The sequence below is a fragment of the Thermococcus sp. 9N3 genome (genome assembly GCF_012027685.1).
GTDB lineage: Archaea > Methanobacteriota_B > Thermococci > Thermococcales > Thermococcaceae > Thermococcus > Thermococcus nautili.
On sequence record NZ_SNUV01000001.1, the window covers coordinates 684,027 to 699,492 of the forward strand.

At 55.3% G+C, this 15,466-nt stretch carries 18 protein-coding genes; 11 read left to right on the top strand and 7 right to left on the bottom strand.

Features of this window, described 5'->3' with window-relative positions; all coding sequences use genetic code 11:
• Positions 1 to 51: 51 nt before the first annotated feature.
• A complete protein-coding gene (locus tag E3E30_RS03765; protein WP_167728928.1) occupies positions 52 to 699 on the bottom strand; it encodes a metallophosphoesterase in 648 nt (215 codons plus the stop codon).
• 128 nt (positions 700 to 827) lie between these two features.
• Here E3E30_RS03765 and E3E30_RS03770 point away from each other — a divergent pair, with 128 nt between their 5' ends.
• Positions 828 to 1,040, top strand: a complete 213-nt coding sequence (locus tag E3E30_RS03770) for a hypothetical protein (RefSeq protein WP_042689481.1) — start codon at positions 828 to 830, stop codon at positions 1,038 to 1,040.
• A 44-nt stretch (positions 1,041 to 1,084) separates the two neighbouring features.
• Here the strand turns inward: E3E30_RS03770 and E3E30_RS03775 are convergent, their stop codons facing one another.
• Positions 1,085 to 2,302 (bottom strand): methionine adenosyltransferase, encoded by a 1,218-nt coding sequence (locus E3E30_RS03775; protein ID WP_167728929.1) that lies wholly within the window; start codon positions 2,300 to 2,302, stop codon positions 1,085 to 1,087.
• 327 nt (positions 2,303 to 2,629) lie between these two features.
• On the opposite strand from E3E30_RS03775, the gene E3E30_RS03780 reads away from it, so the two are divergent.
• Genes E3E30_RS03780 through E3E30_RS03800 form a run of 5 tightly spaced genes read left to right on the top strand, consistent with a single transcriptional unit; the run spans position 2,630 to position 5,243 of the window.
• The gene (locus E3E30_RS03780) at positions 2,630 to 3,250 is read left to right on the top strand and encodes a haloacid dehalogenase (RefSeq protein ID WP_167728492.1); all 621 of its coding nucleotides are present in this window, start codon (positions 2,630 to 2,632) and stop codon (positions 3,248 to 3,250) included.
• Positions 3,243 to 3,824, top strand: coding sequence for an endonuclease V (locus tag E3E30_RS03785; protein ID WP_167728493.1), 582 nt, complete (start codon positions 3,243 to 3,245; stop codon positions 3,822 to 3,824). Before E3E30_RS03780 ends, E3E30_RS03785 begins: the two co-directional genes overlap by 8 nt.
• Positions 3,821 to 4,456 carry a DUF120 domain-containing protein gene (locus E3E30_RS03790; RefSeq protein WP_167728494.1) on the top strand — a complete coding sequence of 212 codons (636 nt, stop codon included), beginning with the start codon at positions 3,821 to 3,823 and terminating at the stop codon, positions 4,454 to 4,456. Before E3E30_RS03785 ends, E3E30_RS03790 begins: the two co-directional genes overlap by 4 nt.
• Positions 4,453 to 4,989 (top strand): hypothetical protein, encoded by a 537-nt coding sequence (locus tag E3E30_RS03795; RefSeq protein ID WP_167728495.1) that lies wholly within the window; start codon positions 4,453 to 4,455, stop codon positions 4,987 to 4,989. The genes E3E30_RS03790 and E3E30_RS03795 overlap by 4 nt, the downstream gene beginning before the upstream one ends.
• Positions 4,990 to 5,033: 44 nt before the next feature.
• Positions 5,034 to 5,243, top strand: a complete 210-nt coding sequence (locus E3E30_RS03800) for a PRC-barrel domain-containing protein (protein WP_042689469.1) — start codon at positions 5,034 to 5,036, stop codon at positions 5,241 to 5,243.
• On the opposite strand, the gene E3E30_RS03805 is transcribed toward E3E30_RS03800, so the two are convergent.
• Positions 5,240 to 6,703 (bottom strand): DHH family phosphoesterase, encoded by a 1,464-nt coding sequence (locus tag E3E30_RS03805; RefSeq protein ID WP_042689467.1) that lies wholly within the window; start codon positions 6,701 to 6,703, stop codon positions 5,240 to 5,242. The two genes, E3E30_RS03800 and E3E30_RS03805, sit on opposite strands and share 4 nt — an antisense overlap.
• A gap of 105 nt (positions 6,704 to 6,808) precedes the next feature.
• On the opposite strand from E3E30_RS03805, the gene E3E30_RS03810 reads away from it, so the two are divergent.
• Both E3E30_RS03810 and E3E30_RS03815 read left to right on the top strand, forming a co-directional pair.
• Positions 6,809 to 8,521 carry a DUF2226 domain-containing protein gene (locus tag E3E30_RS03810; protein ID WP_346765894.1) on the top strand — a complete coding sequence of 571 codons (1,713 nt, stop codon included), beginning with the start codon at positions 6,809 to 6,811 and terminating at the stop codon, positions 8,519 to 8,521.
• Positions 8,522 to 8,680: 159 nt separating this feature from the next.
• Entirely contained in the window at positions 8,681 to 9,547 is an 867-nt protein-coding gene (locus E3E30_RS03815; RefSeq protein WP_167728496.1) for a DMT family transporter, read from the top strand.
• 25 nt (positions 9,548 to 9,572) lie between these two features.
• Here E3E30_RS03815 and E3E30_RS03820 read toward each other — a convergent pair whose 3' ends face one another.
• The gene (locus E3E30_RS03820) at positions 9,573 to 9,740 is read right to left on the bottom strand and encodes a hypothetical protein (protein ID WP_167728497.1); all 168 of its coding nucleotides are present in this window, start codon (positions 9,738 to 9,740) and stop codon (positions 9,573 to 9,575) included.
• A 64-nt stretch (positions 9,741 to 9,804) separates the two neighbouring features.
• Here E3E30_RS03820 and E3E30_RS03825 point away from each other — a divergent pair, with 64 nt between their 5' ends.
• The 3 genes from E3E30_RS03825 (at position 9,805) to E3E30_RS03835 (ending at position 12,551) form a co-directional block, all read left to right on the top strand.
• Positions 9,805 to 10,371, top strand: coding sequence for a CBS domain-containing protein (locus E3E30_RS03825; RefSeq protein WP_167728498.1), 567 nt, complete (start codon positions 9,805 to 9,807; stop codon positions 10,369 to 10,371).
• An 87-nt stretch (positions 10,372 to 10,458) separates the two neighbouring features.
• A complete protein-coding gene (locus tag E3E30_RS03830) occupies positions 10,459 to 12,339 on the top strand; it encodes a helical backbone metal receptor (RefSeq protein ID WP_167728499.1) in 1,881 nt (626 codons plus the stop codon).
• A gap of 38 nt (positions 12,340 to 12,377) precedes the next feature.
• The gene (locus E3E30_RS03835; RefSeq protein ID WP_167728500.1) at positions 12,378 to 12,551 is read left to right on the top strand and encodes a hypothetical protein; all 174 of its coding nucleotides are present in this window, start codon (positions 12,378 to 12,380) and stop codon (positions 12,549 to 12,551) included.
• Here E3E30_RS03835 and E3E30_RS03840 read toward each other — a convergent pair.
• Genes E3E30_RS03840 through E3E30_RS03850 form a run of 3 tightly spaced genes read right to left on the bottom strand, consistent with a single transcriptional unit; the run spans position 12,526 to position 15,277 of the window.
• Positions 12,526 to 13,245 (bottom strand): ABC transporter permease, encoded by a 720-nt coding sequence (locus E3E30_RS03840; RefSeq protein WP_167728501.1) that lies wholly within the window; start codon positions 13,243 to 13,245, stop codon positions 12,526 to 12,528. The genes E3E30_RS03835 and E3E30_RS03840 overlap by 26 nt on opposite strands.
• Positions 13,233 to 14,150 (bottom strand): ABC transporter ATP-binding protein, encoded by a 918-nt coding sequence (locus E3E30_RS03845; protein ID WP_167728502.1) that lies wholly within the window; start codon positions 14,148 to 14,150, stop codon positions 13,233 to 13,235. The genes E3E30_RS03840 and E3E30_RS03845 overlap by 13 nt, the downstream gene beginning before the upstream one ends.
• Positions 14,132 to 15,277, bottom strand: coding sequence for a PQQ-binding-like beta-propeller repeat protein (locus tag E3E30_RS03850; RefSeq protein WP_240922580.1), 1,146 nt, complete (start codon positions 15,275 to 15,277; stop codon positions 14,132 to 14,134). The genes E3E30_RS03845 and E3E30_RS03850 overlap by 19 nt, the downstream gene beginning before the upstream one ends.
• Between the last annotated feature and the right edge of the window lie 189 nt (positions 15,278 to 15,466).

A 15,466-nucleotide genomic window follows, 5' to 3' on the forward strand; every position in this document is an offset into this window, starting at 1 on the left:
CAAATTACCACTAAACAGAACCCAAAGTAAATGGGAAGAATGACGAACACTTCAGAGGGACTTCAGTTCAACGTTAATGACATTATCGGCCAAGATTATTTCTGCATAGTACCCTCTGAAGAGCGGGCCTGGGTTCACGATTACCGTTTTCCCAACATGGTCAACGCTCCTCGCCTCGTGGATGTGGCCCGTGATGACAAGCGGCGGCTGGTTCTCCTCGATGAACCCTCTGAGGGCCCTGCTTCCGACGTGAAGGCCGGAATGGACGAGGTCAGCCTTCGTGTCCCTCGGCGGAACGTGGGAGAGAATTATATCGCCGGGGCGGTAGTTCCTCAGCAGGATTTCTCGAATTTCATCCTCAGTGAGCTCCCAGATTGTGTTGAAGGGCGTTATGTTTGAACCCCCAACTCCGACGAAGCCAACTCCGTTGAGCTCTCTCCTCCTGTCGTGAACCCAGATTCCGAGTTCGTCGAGCAACTCCGGAACGTCCCTGCCGTCGCAGTTGCCGTGAACCGAGAGTATCGGAACGCCCGTCTCAAGGAGGGGCTGGAGAACCTTCCTGGCAGTTTCGGCTCCCGAAAAGTGAGTTATGTCGCCCGCTACTAGGAGGATATCCGGCTTCTCCTCTGCAATTAGCTCGGCGAGCTTTCGGCTCATCTTCACATTGCCGTGAAGGTCTGTTATCGCGACGAGCCTCATCCCCTTCACCCCCGTAACCGGGAAGACTGAATGCGCTTAAGCTTTACTTCGCTGATTGACGAAATGAACTTTGGCGTTCACCGAAAACCTTATAAGGTTTAGGGCCCCCTAATGGAGTAGGTGATACCATGGAGAGGGTTAAGTCAATCCTCCAGAGGAGGCTTGAGGTCGTTAAGAAGAGGAAGGAGCTCCTCGTCCTTGAGGAGGCAAGGCTCGTCAGGATGGCCAAACAGAAGAAGAACGTTGCCGTTAAGCTCGCGAAAGTTAAGAGCGAGAAGCTCGCCATAATGGAAGAGGAAGCCAGACTTCTCAGAGCCCTGAAGCAGAGCGCTCCCTACTAATTTCTAAACTTTTGGACTCCAGAACAGTAGAAGAAAAGAGGAATTCAGAAAACGTTCAGCTTGTCGTCGAGAATCATCTTCTGTATCTTGGTTATGTTGGCGAGCCACTCGTCGGCAATCTCGTAGGCCGGCTTCTGGAGAACGTCAATTGAGTAGCCCTTCTTCGGGATTATCTGGACGCTGGCGACGAGGGGCTCGTCAATGGGCTTTCCTATCTGGCTCAGAATCCTGACGTAGACCTCCTCGACGCCCTCGACCTGCTCGGCGATGTCGTTGGCTATGAGCATCGAGAGGAGGTTGTAAATCTTTCCAACGTGGCTGACCGGGTTCTTTCCAGCGGCAGCCTCCATGCTCATGTGCCTGTTCGGGGTGATGAGGCCGTTGACGCGGTTTCCTCTACCAACGCTACCGTCGTCGCCTGCCTCGGCGCTCGTTCCGGTGACGGTGATGTAGTAGATTCCGTTCTTCAGGTCGTCGGCAGTGTTGACGTAGATGTTGACCTTCCTCTCGGTGTGGGCCTCAACTATCTCCTTGGCCTTCTGGTAGATGGCCTCCTTAACGGCCATGTACTCGTCGGGGTTCGCGACCTCGCTGTCAACTATTGCCGCCGCTATGGTGAGGTCAATCTCGTCGCCCTTCCTAAGGCCCATGACCTTGATGTCCTCGCCGACGGCCGGCCACTCCTTCTTGAACTCGTCGCTGTTGAGAACCTTCTCGGTCTCGAGGACTATCTTCTCGGTCTCGCTGAGCGGGGCGTAGCCGACACCGAAGCTGGTGTCGTTGGCGAGCGGAATCGGGTTCTCCTTGGCCTTGTTGAAGACTCCAACGAGGTCAACGCTACCCTGTCCTATGCGGGAGTCAATGATGACGTGGTTCTCGACGTCAAGGTGCCTGACGGCCTTCTTGAGGTAGTCCTTCGCGGCCTTTATCGCTATCTCGTGAACCGGGAAGAACTCACGGTCAACCATCTCGACGGCCCTTCCGGAGAGGAGGATGTAAATCGGCTTGATGACCTCACCGCCGCCGAACTGCGGGTAGGCCCTACCTCCAACGACCTCGACCTGGTCGGTGTTGTGGTGGAGGATTATGCCGTATCTCTTGATGTACTCCCTGCTGAGGGCCCTGCTGACGGCCTCGGCTATACCATCGGCTATGCTGTCGGGGTGGCCGATTCCCTTCCTCTCGACGAGCTCAACCTTCTGCATCTCGACCGGAGTCCTGACGAGCTCCTCAACGACGATGTTCCTAACCTTCTCAGCCATGAGCGTCACCACCTTTCCTTTTAGCAAGGCCCGCTTCGGTGGAACGCTTATATAATTTTCGGCATGAATTAGGAAAACTAACATTCCTGAAGGTTATTAACTTCGAAAGCCTTAAAATTTCGACCGAAGAATTTTCTACGACGGTCCCGCCCGGTTGGCCCGCCGGACGGAGTGGGCTGAGCCTTCGATGAAGTCCCGTGGACGATGCCGGGCGGACAGGGCCCGCCTCCTCCGGACCGCCTGAGGATGGCGACGCCTTCGATGATGGTGGGGGATGGGCCGGGCCCACATTTTTAAGTCCCTTCTCCAACTCCCTCCGGTGGGAACATGGAGATAGAAAAGATAATCGAGTCAGTCAGAAAAGTTCTCGATGAGAAGGATTCCCTGAGGGAAGAGGCGCTCAAGGTCACGAGGGAAATAGTGAGGCTCAGCGGGGACGCCGTCAAAGCCGTCCACCGGAACGAGCTAAACCTCGCTGAGGAAAGGCTGAGAGAAGCCGGAAAGCGGGTGAACTTGCTGAGGGAGACGCTGAAAAACCATCCCGACCTCTACTACTCCGGCTACGTTCAGACCGCCCATCAGGAGTTTGTTGAAGCATCCCTTCTTCTCAGCTACGTTCGCGGAAGGCCCTATCCAACTCCCGGTGAGCTCGGTGTTCCCGAGGCGGACTACGTTCTCGGCGTTGGGGACTTCATAGGTGAGCTCAGGAGGTACTTCCTCCACAGGCTCCTTGAGGGAGACCTCGACACCGCTGAGACTGTTTACCGCGAGATGGAGAGGGTTTACAACGCCCTCATAACGCTTGAGTATCCAAAGGGACTTGTTAACGTGAGACAGAAGCAAGACCAAGCACGTTACGCCCTGGAGAGAACCCTTGAGGACCTCACGAGGGCCAAGCTCAACAGGAGCCTTGAGGAGAAACTTGAGAAGGCCCTAAAGAATGACTGAATTAAAGGATTACCTAATTACCGAAAAACTCAAAAAGATAGCCGAGCTCCAGAGGAGGCTCTCAAGAAGGATAGTCGAGAGACCGCTCGACCCCAGCAGGGTGAAGACCGTTGGAGCGGTTGACGTCTCCTACCGGGGAGACGATGCCGTCTCGGCCCTCGTAATATGCACCTTTCCAGAGTGCGAGCCAATCGAGACGAGAACCGCCCAGGTAAAGGTCAGCTTCCCCTACATCCCCACCTATTTCTTCCTCAGGGAGACGATGCCCGTTTTGAAGGTCGTCAAAAACGCGGACTTCGACGTTCTTCTTGTTGAGGGCCACGGGAGGGCGCACCCGAGGGGCTACGGGCTGGCCTCCCACATCGGGCTAATCCTCGGAAGGCCAGTCATCGGCGTGGCGAAGAGACCGCTCCGCGGTGTGCCGGAGAACCTCTACGAAAGGGTAGGAAAAGCTTATGTAAGCGTCGGACATCTGGTCGATTTGAGGTCGGCGGTTGAAGTCGTGAAGGCACTTGGTGAAGGCTATCCAAAACCGCTCAGGATTGCCGATAAGCTCTCGAAGGTGAGAAGATGAAGAACATAAAACTCCTCGTTTCCCTCGCGAGAAGGGGAGCGGTAGGAAAGATGACAAGGGTTACCGTAAGGGAGCTCGCGGACGAGCTTGAGGTCTCACCTCAAACCGTTTTGAGGCTCCTCAGGGAGATGGAGGAAGAGGGATTAATCGAGAGAAACGTGGAGGGTAAGAAGACACTCATAGAGGTAACGCCCGAGGGCGCGAGCTTTCTCCAGAGGCTCTGCGACGAGATTTCAAAGGCCCTCTCGACCGGCGTGATTGTCGGGGAGGTTGTTTCGGGCCTCGGGGAGGGTGCCTACTACGTCAGGCAGTACGCGCCTCTGATTAGGGAGTACCTTGGGTTTGAGCCCTATCCCGGAACACTGAACGTTCGCGTTCTCTTCCCAAAGACGGTCTTCGATGCCCTCTGCAACGCTAGGCCCGTTATAATCCCCGGTTTTACCAAGGAGGGGAGGACCTTCGGCGACGTCAAGGCTTACCGCGTGAGGATTGACGGCATTGAGGGAGCGATTGTGATACCCTCAAGAACGGTTCATCCCCCAAAGATTGCCGAGATAGTGGCACCGGTAAACCTGAGGAAAAAGCTCGGCCTCAACGACGGCGACAGGATTAGGATTGAGGTGGTAGAATGAAGGTCAACGTAGGGGCAACTTTAACGTTTGCAGGGGTTGGTGCGTTCTTCGGTTTTCTCCTGGCGGTCTTCGCCTACGGGCCCTACGAAAACCAGCTCTTCGCATACGGAATTTACGTGGGTCTCATCATTGGAGCCGTTCTCGGCCTGAGGGCCGACGAAGAATGGGACTTCCGGACTTCGGCCGTTTCCTTCGTCCTCGGCGCGGTTGTGACGCTTGCCCTCGCCCTCTGGTGGGCGAACCGGGGAATAAACGCGACCTTCGCCAACGTAATGCTTGGAATCGTCCTCGGGACGAGCCTCTTCATCAAGCCCACGAACTTCACGGACGCCCTTTTAAGCCCCGCGACGTACCTTGGAGGGGCGTCTGCGGTGTTGCTCCTCCTGAAAGACTACGGCCCCCTGCAGTCGGTGGAACACGGAGTTACCGCGATACTCATCGTCACCGGCAGTGCGATGGCGCTCACCTTCTTTGGAGCGCTCGGCAGGTGGGGCTTCGAGAAGTTCAGGAACTTCGGCAGGAAAGGCAAGTAGCAACGCTTAAATATGCTCATTGATAACCTAAGGCGGTGATTGAAATGGTGATGAGGCTCTCAAAGCTTTACGGCAAGCAGATTTACAACACAAAGGGCTACTACGTTGGTTACGTTGATGAGGTTCTAATCGATATTGACCAGGGAAGGGGAAAGGTTCTCGCGCTCGTCCTGCCCGGTGAAAAGGTCGGAGTTCCCTACGACCGCGTCACGGCCATCGGCGACATCGTTCTCGTGAAAGCGAAGGAGGATTAACCCTCTTTCACCTTTAACGCTTCCAAGAACCTTTCTGTGACAGCCTCTTCCACGAGCTTCAGCAGGGAGTTCTTGTCCTTGGCGAGCTTGAAGATTCCGAGGCTTATCCTCGCACCGCCGGCCCTGGCGTGACCGCCACCGCTTCCCATCTCGCCGAAGGCCTCTTTCATCACCGCGCCGATGTTCACCCTGACGTCCCTTGTCCTCGCGGAAATCTCAATCTTGTCGTCCACTATGCCGAAGACGAGAACCGTTGTTATCCCCTCAAGGCGAAGAAGGAAGTCAGCGGCTTCCGCGAGGGCGTCACGGTTCGTTATGAAGCCCACGTTGCTTATTATGACGTTCTTGTAAATCCTCCTGTGCATTATGGCCCTCGCAAGGATTTCGGCAGTTTCCGTGCTGATGTCTGGGTGCTCAATCTTGTCGAGGAGCTCGTAGTCAACTTTACCGGCCAGGAACTCTATCGCCTTGAGGTCAACCGGGCTCAGCTTCGAGAACTTCTTTGTGTCTATGTAGATTCCGTAGAAGAGGGCAGTTGCGAGCGGTGGCGAAACCGAGATGTTGAGTCCCCGAAGGTACTCGACCAGAATTGACGAAGCGGAGTTAACGTCTGGCCTGATGTCAAGGAACGCGTCCTCGGGGATGACGTCCGAGAGATGCTGGAGAACCTGGTGGTGGTCTATGACGATTTTAATCCTGCCGTAATCGGAGCTTTCAAGAATGGTGAGGTTCCCGTTTGGCTGACAGTCAACGAGTGCTATGAATGGATAGCGCTTCAGCTCGTAGGAACCCCTTGAGACGCGTGTAACTTCGATTCCAAGGAGATTTACGAAAGCCCGGTTCTCGTGGTGGGTTATCTCTCCCCCGTGGACTATCTTTGTCTTGAAGCCGAGCGTTTGGGCTATGACGCTCAGTGCGGCGGCGCTCGCAAGGGAATCCGGGTCGGGGTTGTCGTGCATGACTATGAGAAGGGAATCGCTCTCGTTCTTTAACTCGCGGAGCTTCTTCACGAGAAGGTTGACGTTCTTCCGCTCGCCGATGTGCTTCACCATACCGATGAGCGCATCCCTCAGGGCGGTTCTCGGGGAGATGGCGTAATCAACTTTGACGTCGGCTTCAAAGCTCTCCTTTATGCTCTCGGTGAGCTCCTCAAGGCTGATTTCATCAGGGAGAACTGTGAGGATGGGAACCTCCTTGTTGTTGGTCCGGATTACGTAGACAGTTTTCTTGATTGTATCAACGTCCATGGTTGTGATTATTACGAGTTCCGACTTCTCAACTCCAGCTTTCAGGAGGGTAGCGGTGTAGGAGAAATCGCCCTGGACGACGTGGAAACCGCTCTCTTCCAGGGCTCGCGCGCGGATTTCGTCCTTCTCAACGATGACTATGTCAAACTCTCCCTTGAGTGCCTCGGCTATCGAGCGTCCGAGGGCCCCTCCACCGAGGATGAGGATTCTCATCAGCATCACCCGTTTTCTGCACAACAATGTTTAAATAGGGGCTTTGATATACTAAGCCGTGAATTCCTTCCGAGTTCTTTAAGCGGATAGAGATATATATAGCTAATGGTGGTGGAGATGCAGTTACCGGACAAGGCACCGCTCGTCGAGAACGTCGTGGTAACGTCGGCGGGCGAGCTCAATGAACTCATCAAAAAAGCCCTCAGTGAGGGCAAGGGAGCCTTCCTCAAGATATTCGCCAAGGACAAGAACGCGAAGTACTACATAACGGTGCTCTTCGATAGCTCAAAGGTTTTGGCGGTGGAATGCCTTATAGTTGACAATAAGCAAACGCTGATTGGAGAGGATGCAGTCAACCTTCTCAAATCTCTGCTCGGCAGGCCAATGGTCGTTGACGTTTACTCCCTCGACGAAATTGAAATGAAGCTTTCAATCGCTGAGAACCTTGACGTTTACTCTGAGACCCCCAAGATACCTCTGGAGGAGCTCTTCTCCGGTGGGCCAGTTCAGCCACCGAAAATTGAAGTTCCCAGACCACAACCGACACAGATTCCAGAGGAAAAGCCCAAAGAGAAACCCACGATTGAGGAAAAACCTGCTCCAACCGCCACCCCCAAACCGGCCCCCAAACCCGCTCCGAAACCCGCTGGAGGAAAGCCAGAGATAGTGGTTAACTTCACCGGAGGAAGAATCCCAGAGGAAGCCTTCAAGAAGTACGCAGAGAACATCATCAAAGAGGCGAGTAGGATAAGGGGCGTTTCAATAAACAGGATAGAGTTTGACGCAAACGTAGGTGAGGGAGTCGTTTACCTCAACGTTCACGTCTACGGAAGCTCCGAGAGCACGGACAAGAGAAGCCTTGAGATAGCCGAGAAGAGACTGTTCCACATCGTCAGCAAGCACGCCCCGATAATCCTCAGGGAGGCCGAGTACAAGCCCATACTCAGGGACATAAGCGTCGTTCTCAACGGCGAGGAGGCTAGACCCCAGGAGATAGTTGAGAAGGACAAGAAGAAGACCGGAGCCGTAACGAAGGACGGAAGGATTCAGCTTTCGGTTCTCGAAGACGTCTGGCCGTACTTCAGCAACTTCGCGAGAACCGTCGTCAAAGAGCTTGAAACGGCCGGAATGAAGGTCACAAAGGCGTACTTTGACATAAAGGGCAGAAGGGAGCTCGAGATAAACCTTTCCATTGCCGTCGAGGGGCCCTTTGACAAGGCGACTACGGAGAAAACCATCAGAACGATTCTCAGCAGGCACGCCAAGGAGCTCTCAAGCTCAATAAACCGCTACATAACCGTCCACAACGTTGAAGTTGAGCTCGTGGAGAGGTCCCTCAAGAGACCGGCGCCGGCTAAGAAGACGGTAACGAGCGGAAAAGCGGCGGAGATACTTGCCAAGAAGGAACTGCTTGAGAAGGAAGTCGAGAGGCTTCTGAAGGAAGCGGGAATAGAGGAGCTCGCCCCGCTCACCGAGGAAAAGAAGAAAGAAGCCGAGGAGACCCTGCTGAGGAGCAGAATCGAGCCGGCAATAGAAACCCTCAAGAACAGAATCCACGCCGAGCTCAAACTCATACCGAGGGTTACCTTCAAGTGGCTCAAGCTCAACCACGAGATTCAGGGCTCGACGGTTTACGTTGATATCGAAGCCTCTTTCGTCAAGGAGAGCGTTGGCGGTCTCTTCGGTGCGTACTCGGGCGTTTCGGACGAGAGGATAAAGAGGGATATCACGGAAACGATAAACAGAATCATCCGCGACGTCTCAAGCGAGTACAGCGTTGCAATAAGGCCAAAGAAGATAAACGTAATCCTCCGCTGACCTTTCCATTTTCAGCACTCAAGATCGTCATCATCCTGACGTCAGCCCTGCCGAGGTCATCATCGCCGATAGTTGGCGCGTGATTATTAAGGCCTTTTTCATACTTTCATCTAAACGTTAAAGCGCTAATTTTTTAAGGCTTCACCGTGAGCGAGAACCATGCAAACTCTAATCCTTGGTGTCCTCCTCGCACTTGCATCGGCCTTCTCGTGGGCATCCTCAACGATACTCGTCCGGGTGGGACTGAGAAGACTCTCCCCCATCGGCGCCAACATATTCAGGCTCTACGTTGCCTCAACTCTCTTCCTGCTCATCTTCGCGCTCACCGGGAACCTGAGCGTCTTTAAGCTCCCCACGAGGTTGCTCATCTTGGCCTTCATATCCGCCCAGTTCGGCTTCGTCATCGGCGACTACTTCTACTTCAACGCCCTGAAGAGAATGGGCGTGTCAAGAACCGTGCCCATAACCTCAACATATCCGCTGTGGGCAATCCTGTGGGCGATACTCTTCCTCGGCAGAACTGTTAAGCCCCACGTAATCATCGGAGCGGTTCTCGTCGTTCTGGCGATAATAATCGTCAAGAGGGCCGAGGAAGAGGAGCACGCCGACAGACTCGGCTTCATCTTCGCGTTCATAGCACCAATCTCATGGAGCGTCGCCATAACGATAATGGACTACCTGACGAAGAGCATACCATCGCTTCAGCTGGCGGGAGTTAGAATGGTCTTCGCGGCCCTTGGGGTTTCGGTCTTCCTCCCGAGATACGGGGAGGAGGTAAGGAGGATAAGCAGGAGGGAAGCCCTAGTCCTCGTCGGTGCGGCGGTTCTCGGCCTAATCCTCGGCCAGTACCTCTTCGTCTACTCGGTCTCCCTCGTCGGCTCGCCGATAGCCGCTCCCGTCTCGGCAATAAACCCGATAATAGCGTCCCTGCTCGCGGTTCTCCTGCTGAAGGAGAAGCCGAACGCGAGGATATTCGAGGGACTAATCCTGGCCGTCCTCGGCGTGATTCTCATATCCATCGGCTAAAGCTTTTAAGTCCCCTGTCCTATTCTTAACCGCCGACAGCGAGGGGACAACTCGTCTCCTCGCACGGGCTCGGTTTTCCCGCCTCCGCGAGGTAGTCGGGTTCGATGAGCGGAGCGTGCTCACGCCGAGCCCACAGGGCCGGGAGCATCCACCCGCGTGAGCGAATGAGCGCGGGCCTCTGTGCCCGGCCCACAATTCGACGCCCTTCTGAGGAAGGCTTATAACCCCTGGGCGCGTTTAATAACCGGTGGTTATTTATGGTGGTCATCCCCCGGCCGATTGACCCCAGGGAAATCAAGCGAATTCGAAAGGAGCTCGGCATAACGCAGGAAGAGCTCGCCAGAAAAGCCGGCGTAACGCAGGCTTACATAGCGAAGCTTGAGGCCGGCAAAGTTGACCCGAGGCTCTCAACGCTGAATCGAATCCTCCAGGCCCTCCTTGAGTGCAAGAAGGCCCAGCCTCGAGCGAAGGACGTTATGTCCTCACCCGTAATCTTCGTCAAGCCCTACGAGAAGGTTGAGAAGGTCATCAAGCTGATGAACGAGCACAACATCTCCCAGATTCCCGTCGTTTCTGGAAACAAGGTCGTTGGCTCGGTAACGGAGCGGACACTTGTCAGACAGAGCCTCGAATACGAGGACATCTACGACCGCAAGGTCATGGAGGTGATGGAGGAGCCATTCCCGATAGTCAACGAGGACGAGGATTTGGAGGTCGTTAAGTACCTCCTGGAGGACCATCCGGCGGTTCTCGTCCAGAACAGGGAGGGCAAGATAGTCGGAATCATAACGCGGGTTGACCTTTTCAGGGTCGGCAAAACCTGACTTTTCTCCCCCGACCACAACTTTAAAAACCCTTCCCTCTCAACACCCCTGGACATTTAATCCGGACAAAACGTCCAGGTGATAACCATGAAGAGAACCGCACTCCTCGTCGTCCTGCTCCTGCTTGGAGCCGTTGTAGCGACGGGCTGTATCGCCTCAAATGAGAGCACGAGCTCAACCTCATCCCCCTCGACCACAGCTACACCAACCAGCTCAACGACCTCAACGACGAGTCAAGCAACCAGCTCCAGCACGACCCAAGCCGAGAAGGGCTACTACCCGATAACGGTCAAGGACTTCGCGAACAGAACGGTAACAATCAAGGCGGAACCAAAGCGCATTGTCTCGCTCGCCCCGAGCACAACCGAGGATCTCTACTACCTCGGCCTCATTGAGAGGGTCGTCGGCGACACCGGCTACGAGGACTGGCCCCCCGAGGTTAAGGGCATCCCCAGCGTCGGTGGCTACGGCATCTACGCGAACCTCGAGACGATAGCCAGCCTCAAGCCGGATTTAATCATAGCCGATAACGCCGTTCTCTACAAACAGGGCTACCTTGAGAGCCTTGAAAAGATTGCGCCGGTTATAATCGTGGCCCCCAAGAGCCTCGACGAGATACCCCGGGCGATAGAGCTCCTCGGCAAGGTATTCAACAGGGAAGATAAGGCCAAAGAGGTCATCGACGAGTTCAACGCCAAGGTAGATGCAATGAAGGAGCTCATGAAGGACCAGCCGAGGGTTAAGGTCTTCTACGTTACCTGGAACGACCCGCTAACGACGGTCGGCGGCGACACCTTTATAAGCGACGTCATCAGCATCGCCGGCGGCGTGAACATCTTCAACGACACCAAGAACTGGCCTCAGGTCAGCCTTGAAGAGGTTCTCGCAAGGAACCCCGACGTCATAATACTCACCCCTCACTGCGGTATGACCGTCGAGGAAGCCTACAAGCTCTTCGCTGGAACCAGCGCGGTTAAGAACGGCCGCGTTTATATGATTGAGAACGAAAACGACCTCATTCATCCGAGTCCGAGGCTCATCCGCGGAATCGAGACCATGGCAAGAATTCTCCACCCAGAGGCCTTCAAGACAAGCTATCCGCTCACGATTAAGGACATGGCCAACAGGACCGTCACAATCCCGAAGGAGCCCCAGAGGATTGTCTCACTCGCCCCGAGCATCACCGAGACGATATTCTACCTCGGAGCCGGCGACAGGCTCGTTGGCGTCACGAAGTACGCGGACTGGCCTCCAGCCGTTAAGAACATCACCAAGGTCGGTGGCTACGGAGCCTACGCGAACCTTGAGGAGATTGCAAAGCTCAAGCCAGACCTGATTATAGCCGACAGCGCGGTCTTCTACAAGCAGGGCTTCCTTGAGGACCTCGAGAAGATTGCACCTGTGGTAATCGTTGACCCGAAGAGCATCGACGGAATTTACCAGCAGGTTGAGCTCCTCGGAAAGGTTCTCAACAGGGAGGAGCAGGCTTCCCTCGTCGTGGCGGAGATGAAGGCCCAGATAAGCTACATCGAGGGCCTCGTCGCCAACGCGAGCAGGCCGAGCGTGATGTACCTCGTCAGCACATACAACGGCTACTGGATAGCCGGAAAGGGCACCTTTGCCGAGGGCATAATCAGGATTGCCGGCGGTAAGAACGCCTTCGAGGACGTTACCGGCTGGAAAGCGGTCAGTGCCGAGGAGATAGTGGCGAGGAACCCCGATGTGGTGATTATAGCCTCGGCCTACGTTGACCCGAAGATATTCTGCTCGGGCCCGCTCTCGACGATAAAGGCGGCAAAGGACGGAAGGGTCTACACCGTGAGCGACCCCAACGTCTTCCAGAGGCCCAGCCCGAGGATTGTGCTGGCAATCAAAGAGATGGCAGAACTGCTTCACCCAGAGCTCTTCAAGTACCAGCCGCAGCCCCTCGTCTGCTCCACCAACACGACGGCAAACGCGACCGGCTGATTTTTAAGCCCCGTTCCCTTTTCTTTTCCGGTGATGGCATGGAGAGGAAAACGGTCTACAGGGTTCTGCTTGTTATCGTGATAATCCTCGCGGTAATCTTCACGCTTGGCGTTATTGACATCGTCCCCTTCGTCTGGAGCGAGTACATAACCGTCTTCATGGTAATCCTGTTCTTCGTCCTCAGGTTCAGTAAAGGCGCTCAATCCTCGTGACCGAGAGGTAAACGAAGACCATCGCAAGCAGGAGCAGGACGAGGAGAGAGTAGAGTGGATTGACGACGTCGTAGTAGTGGAGCATCGCGAAGCGCAGGCCATCAACGGAGTACGTCATCGGGGTGAGCAGACCTACGGCTATGAACCACCTCGGGAAGAGGAGGAGCGAAACTATCGCCCCGCTCGTGAACATCATGGGCAGTCTTATCAGGTTGAGCCACGTCATCGCGTTTATCGGGTTCTCAACGACGAGGGAAACGTAGAGGCCAAGGGCGGAGAAGGCGACGGCCGAGAGAACCAGATAGACCGCGAGGAGAGGAATGTTCCAGATTGGGTAGGCCATGAAGAACCTCAGGAAGAGCAGACCCACGAGGCCGACGAAGAGCCCGAAGAGGGAACCCGTCAGAACCTTCGCGAGGACAATCTCAAGGTAGCTCACGGGCGCAACGAGGAGCCTTTCAAACGTCCTCAGTCTTCTCTCGAAGATTACCGAAGAGGAGACAAATGACGTCGTGCCAAAGAGGACCGAGATGGAAAGAAGGCCGGGGGCGAGGTGGTCAACGTCGCCGAAGCGCACCGCAAAGGCCAGCGTGAAGACGAGCGGAAAAACGACGCCCCAGCTTATTGAACCGGGCTTCAGCAGGTACTCCCTCAGCTCCTTCTCCGCTATTGTTAGAACCTTCAAAGGGGACACCCCCCACACGGGCACTTGGTCAGCTCGACGAAAACGTCTTCAATTCCGGGAATCTCGGTGCACAGGGAGGTAACCCTAAAGCCGAGCTCAACCCTGAGCGAGCACAGCTCCTCCAGAAAGCCATCAACATCATCAACCTCGAAGACGAGCTTCCCCTCCTCGAAGGAAGGATTGTAGCGTTCAAGGGCCCTCAGAAGGGAAGAGCTCAGGGGTTCGACGGAGAGCCTGACGACGGTTTTTCTCCCCACTAACTTCGCGAGCTCGCCCCTCTTGCCCTCGGCGACTATCCTTCCGTCTCTCATTATCGCTATCCTCTGGGGAATCGTCTCGGCCTCAACCATGTTGTGGGTCGTTATGAAGACCGTCATTCCCCTCCTGTTCAGGGCGCGGATTAAAGACCTCACAGCCCTCGCGGAGTGAACGTCCAGGCCGTTCGTCGGCTCGTCGAGGAAGAGCACTTCCGGCTCGTGGACGAGGGCCGAGGCTATCGTGACCCTTCTCTTGAAGCCCGTGCTCAGCCTGCCGAACTTCTTATCGGCAGGAAGCTCGAACTCCCTTATCAGCTCATCGACCCTCTCACGGGGGGCGTCGTAGAGCTTTGCCATGAAGAGCAGGTTTTCCCTGACGGTCAGCTCGTCGTAGAGGTTTGAAACGTCCGGAACGAGGCCTATCGAGCGCCTCACCGCGAGCCTCTCGGTCTTGACGTTGAAGCCGTTCACGTAGGCCTCGCCGGAGGTTATTGAGGTCAGGGTCGTCAGCATTCTAACGGTGGTTGTCTTTCCCGCCCCGTTGGGGCCGAGTAAGGCAAATGCCTCTCCCCTCCTGACCTTGAAGCTGATTCCCCTTACCGCCTCGAAATCGCCGTAGCGCTTGACGAGGTTGTTGGCTACGACCGCTTCCGCCATAGCAGGACCCCCATGAGAACGACCGCCAGGATAAGGAAGGCGCCAACGTACGGATTGAAGCCGAAGCTTTCACGGGTTGAGGTTTGGGTTGCGGGCGTTGTCGGTGAGACCCCCGCAAGGGCCCACGCCTCTATGACGCTGTAGCAGTTCTGGACGTCGTGGGAGCCGTACTCGGTGAGGAAGTAGCCCCTCGGAGAGAAAGCCACGTGATAGGCCGTCCCATTGAAGCGTTCGAACCAAACAACAGTTCCGTTCGGAGAAATCAGCTCAGCGGTCTTTCCGTAACTGACAACCGTGTAGTTCCCCATCGTTGCGATGTCGTAGGCGTAACCAATCAGCGGGACTGAGTAAATAGCCTCTCCATCGAGGTCGAGCAGGGTAACGTTGCCGAAGTTTCCGGCAACCGCAACGCTCTTTCCGTCGGTTGAAATGGCCCTCGCGTAGCCGTTGAATTTCTTCTCCCAGAGAACCTTTCCATCGAGGGAATAAGCAACGACCTCACTCCACGACTCCGACTGGGGAACAACAAGGGCTAAAACTTCATTTTTGACCGTTAGGACTTTCCTTACTGGACCTGGATTATCGCGCCATAGGAGTTTCCCAGAGACCGAGAAGGAGTAGAGCCCCGAATCGGAGCCGGCAAAAACGGTGCCGTTCCGGAGCAAAACGCTCCATGTGTAGTTCCCAACGCGCTTTTCCCATGCGAGATTTCCGTTTCGGAACAGGTAAACCCACCCCGAAGCGTCGCCTGCGACGGCGAGGCTACCGTTCTGAGAGATTGAAACGCTAACGACGGCGTTTTTCAGTTCCCTCTCCCAGAGGACCTTTCCGTCCTTGAAAGCCTGAAGCCACCTGCCTTCGGTTCCGATTAGGAGGATACCGCCCTCGGAGAGCGCCGAGGAGTACGCTATTCCACGCGTCGGCGCTTTCCAGAGGAGTTTTCCGTCGGGGCTCAAAAGCTCCGCGTAGTAGCCGAAGGCGAGGCCGATTGTCCCGTTCCCGTTGACTGCCATCGAGAACACGGCGCAGGTATCGGAGTAGCTCCAGAGGTGGGATGGCTGAAGGGCGAGAACGTAAGGCTGAACCAGCAGGATGAGTGCGATTGCAGCGAGCGTTCGGGTCTTCATCTCCCACACCGGCATTCGTTCGGGCCACCTAATAAAAAGCTTTCCGGTGTGCGGTCGCTAAAGCACTTTTGTTTTCTTCTCTCGTTAGGCTAAACAAACGATGTAAACCTTTGGTTTAGAATTCTCGGGTTTAAAAACGCTTTTTTAGGCTCCGGGTAAGTCCCTATTGAGGGAACAAAAATGGTCGTG

Excerpts from the sequence above, each read along its gene's own strand:
- E3E30_RS03765 (WP_167728928.1), bottom strand. The coding sequence starts at position 699 with ATGAGGCTCGTCGCGATAACAGACCTTCACGGCAATGTGAAGATGAGC.
- E3E30_RS03770 (WP_042689481.1), top strand. The coding sequence starts at position 828 with ATGGAGAGGGTTAAGTCAATCCTCCAGAGGAGGCTTGAGGTCGTTAAG.
- E3E30_RS03775 (WP_167728929.1), bottom strand. The coding sequence starts at position 2,302 with ATGGCTGAGAAGGTTAGGAACATCGTCGTTGAGGAGCTCGTCAGGACT.
- E3E30_RS03780 (WP_167728492.1), top strand. The coding sequence starts at position 2,630 with ATGGAGATAGAAAAGATAATCGAGTCAGTCAGAAAAGTTCTCGATGAG.
- E3E30_RS03785 (WP_167728493.1), top strand. The coding sequence starts at position 3,243 with ATGACTGAATTAAAGGATTACCTAATTACCGAAAAACTCAAAAAGATA.
- E3E30_RS03790 (WP_167728494.1), top strand. The coding sequence starts at position 3,821 with ATGAAGAACATAAAACTCCTCGTTTCCCTCGCGAGAAGGGGAGCGGTA.
- E3E30_RS03795 (WP_167728495.1), top strand. The coding sequence starts at position 4,453 with ATGAAGGTCAACGTAGGGGCAACTTTAACGTTTGCAGGGGTTGGTGCG.
- E3E30_RS03800 (WP_042689469.1), top strand. The coding sequence starts at position 5,034 with ATGGTGATGAGGCTCTCAAAGCTTTACGGCAAGCAGATTTACAACACA.
- E3E30_RS03805 (WP_042689467.1), bottom strand. The coding sequence starts at position 6,703 with ATGAGAATCCTCATCCTCGGTGGAGGGGCCCTCGGACGCTCGATAGCC.
- E3E30_RS03810 (WP_346765894.1), top strand. The coding sequence starts at position 6,809 with ATGGTGGTGGAGATGCAGTTACCGGACAAGGCACCGCTCGTCGAGAAC.
- E3E30_RS03815 (WP_167728496.1), top strand. The coding sequence starts at position 8,681 with ATGCAAACTCTAATCCTTGGTGTCCTCCTCGCACTTGCATCGGCCTTC.
- E3E30_RS03825 (WP_167728498.1), top strand. The coding sequence starts at position 9,805 with ATGGTGGTCATCCCCCGGCCGATTGACCCCAGGGAAATCAAGCGAATT.
- E3E30_RS03830 (WP_167728499.1), top strand. The coding sequence starts at position 10,459 with ATGAAGAGAACCGCACTCCTCGTCGTCCTGCTCCTGCTTGGAGCCGTT.
- E3E30_RS03835 (WP_167728500.1), top strand. The coding sequence starts at position 12,378 with ATGGAGAGGAAAACGGTCTACAGGGTTCTGCTTGTTATCGTGATAATC.
- E3E30_RS03845 (WP_167728502.1), bottom strand. The coding sequence starts at position 14,150 with ATGGCGGAAGCGGTCGTAGCCAACAACCTCGTCAAGCGCTACGGCGAT.
- E3E30_RS03850 (WP_240922580.1), bottom strand. The coding sequence starts at position 15,277 with ATGAAGACCCGAACGCTCGCTGCAATCGCACTCATCCTGCTGGTTCAG.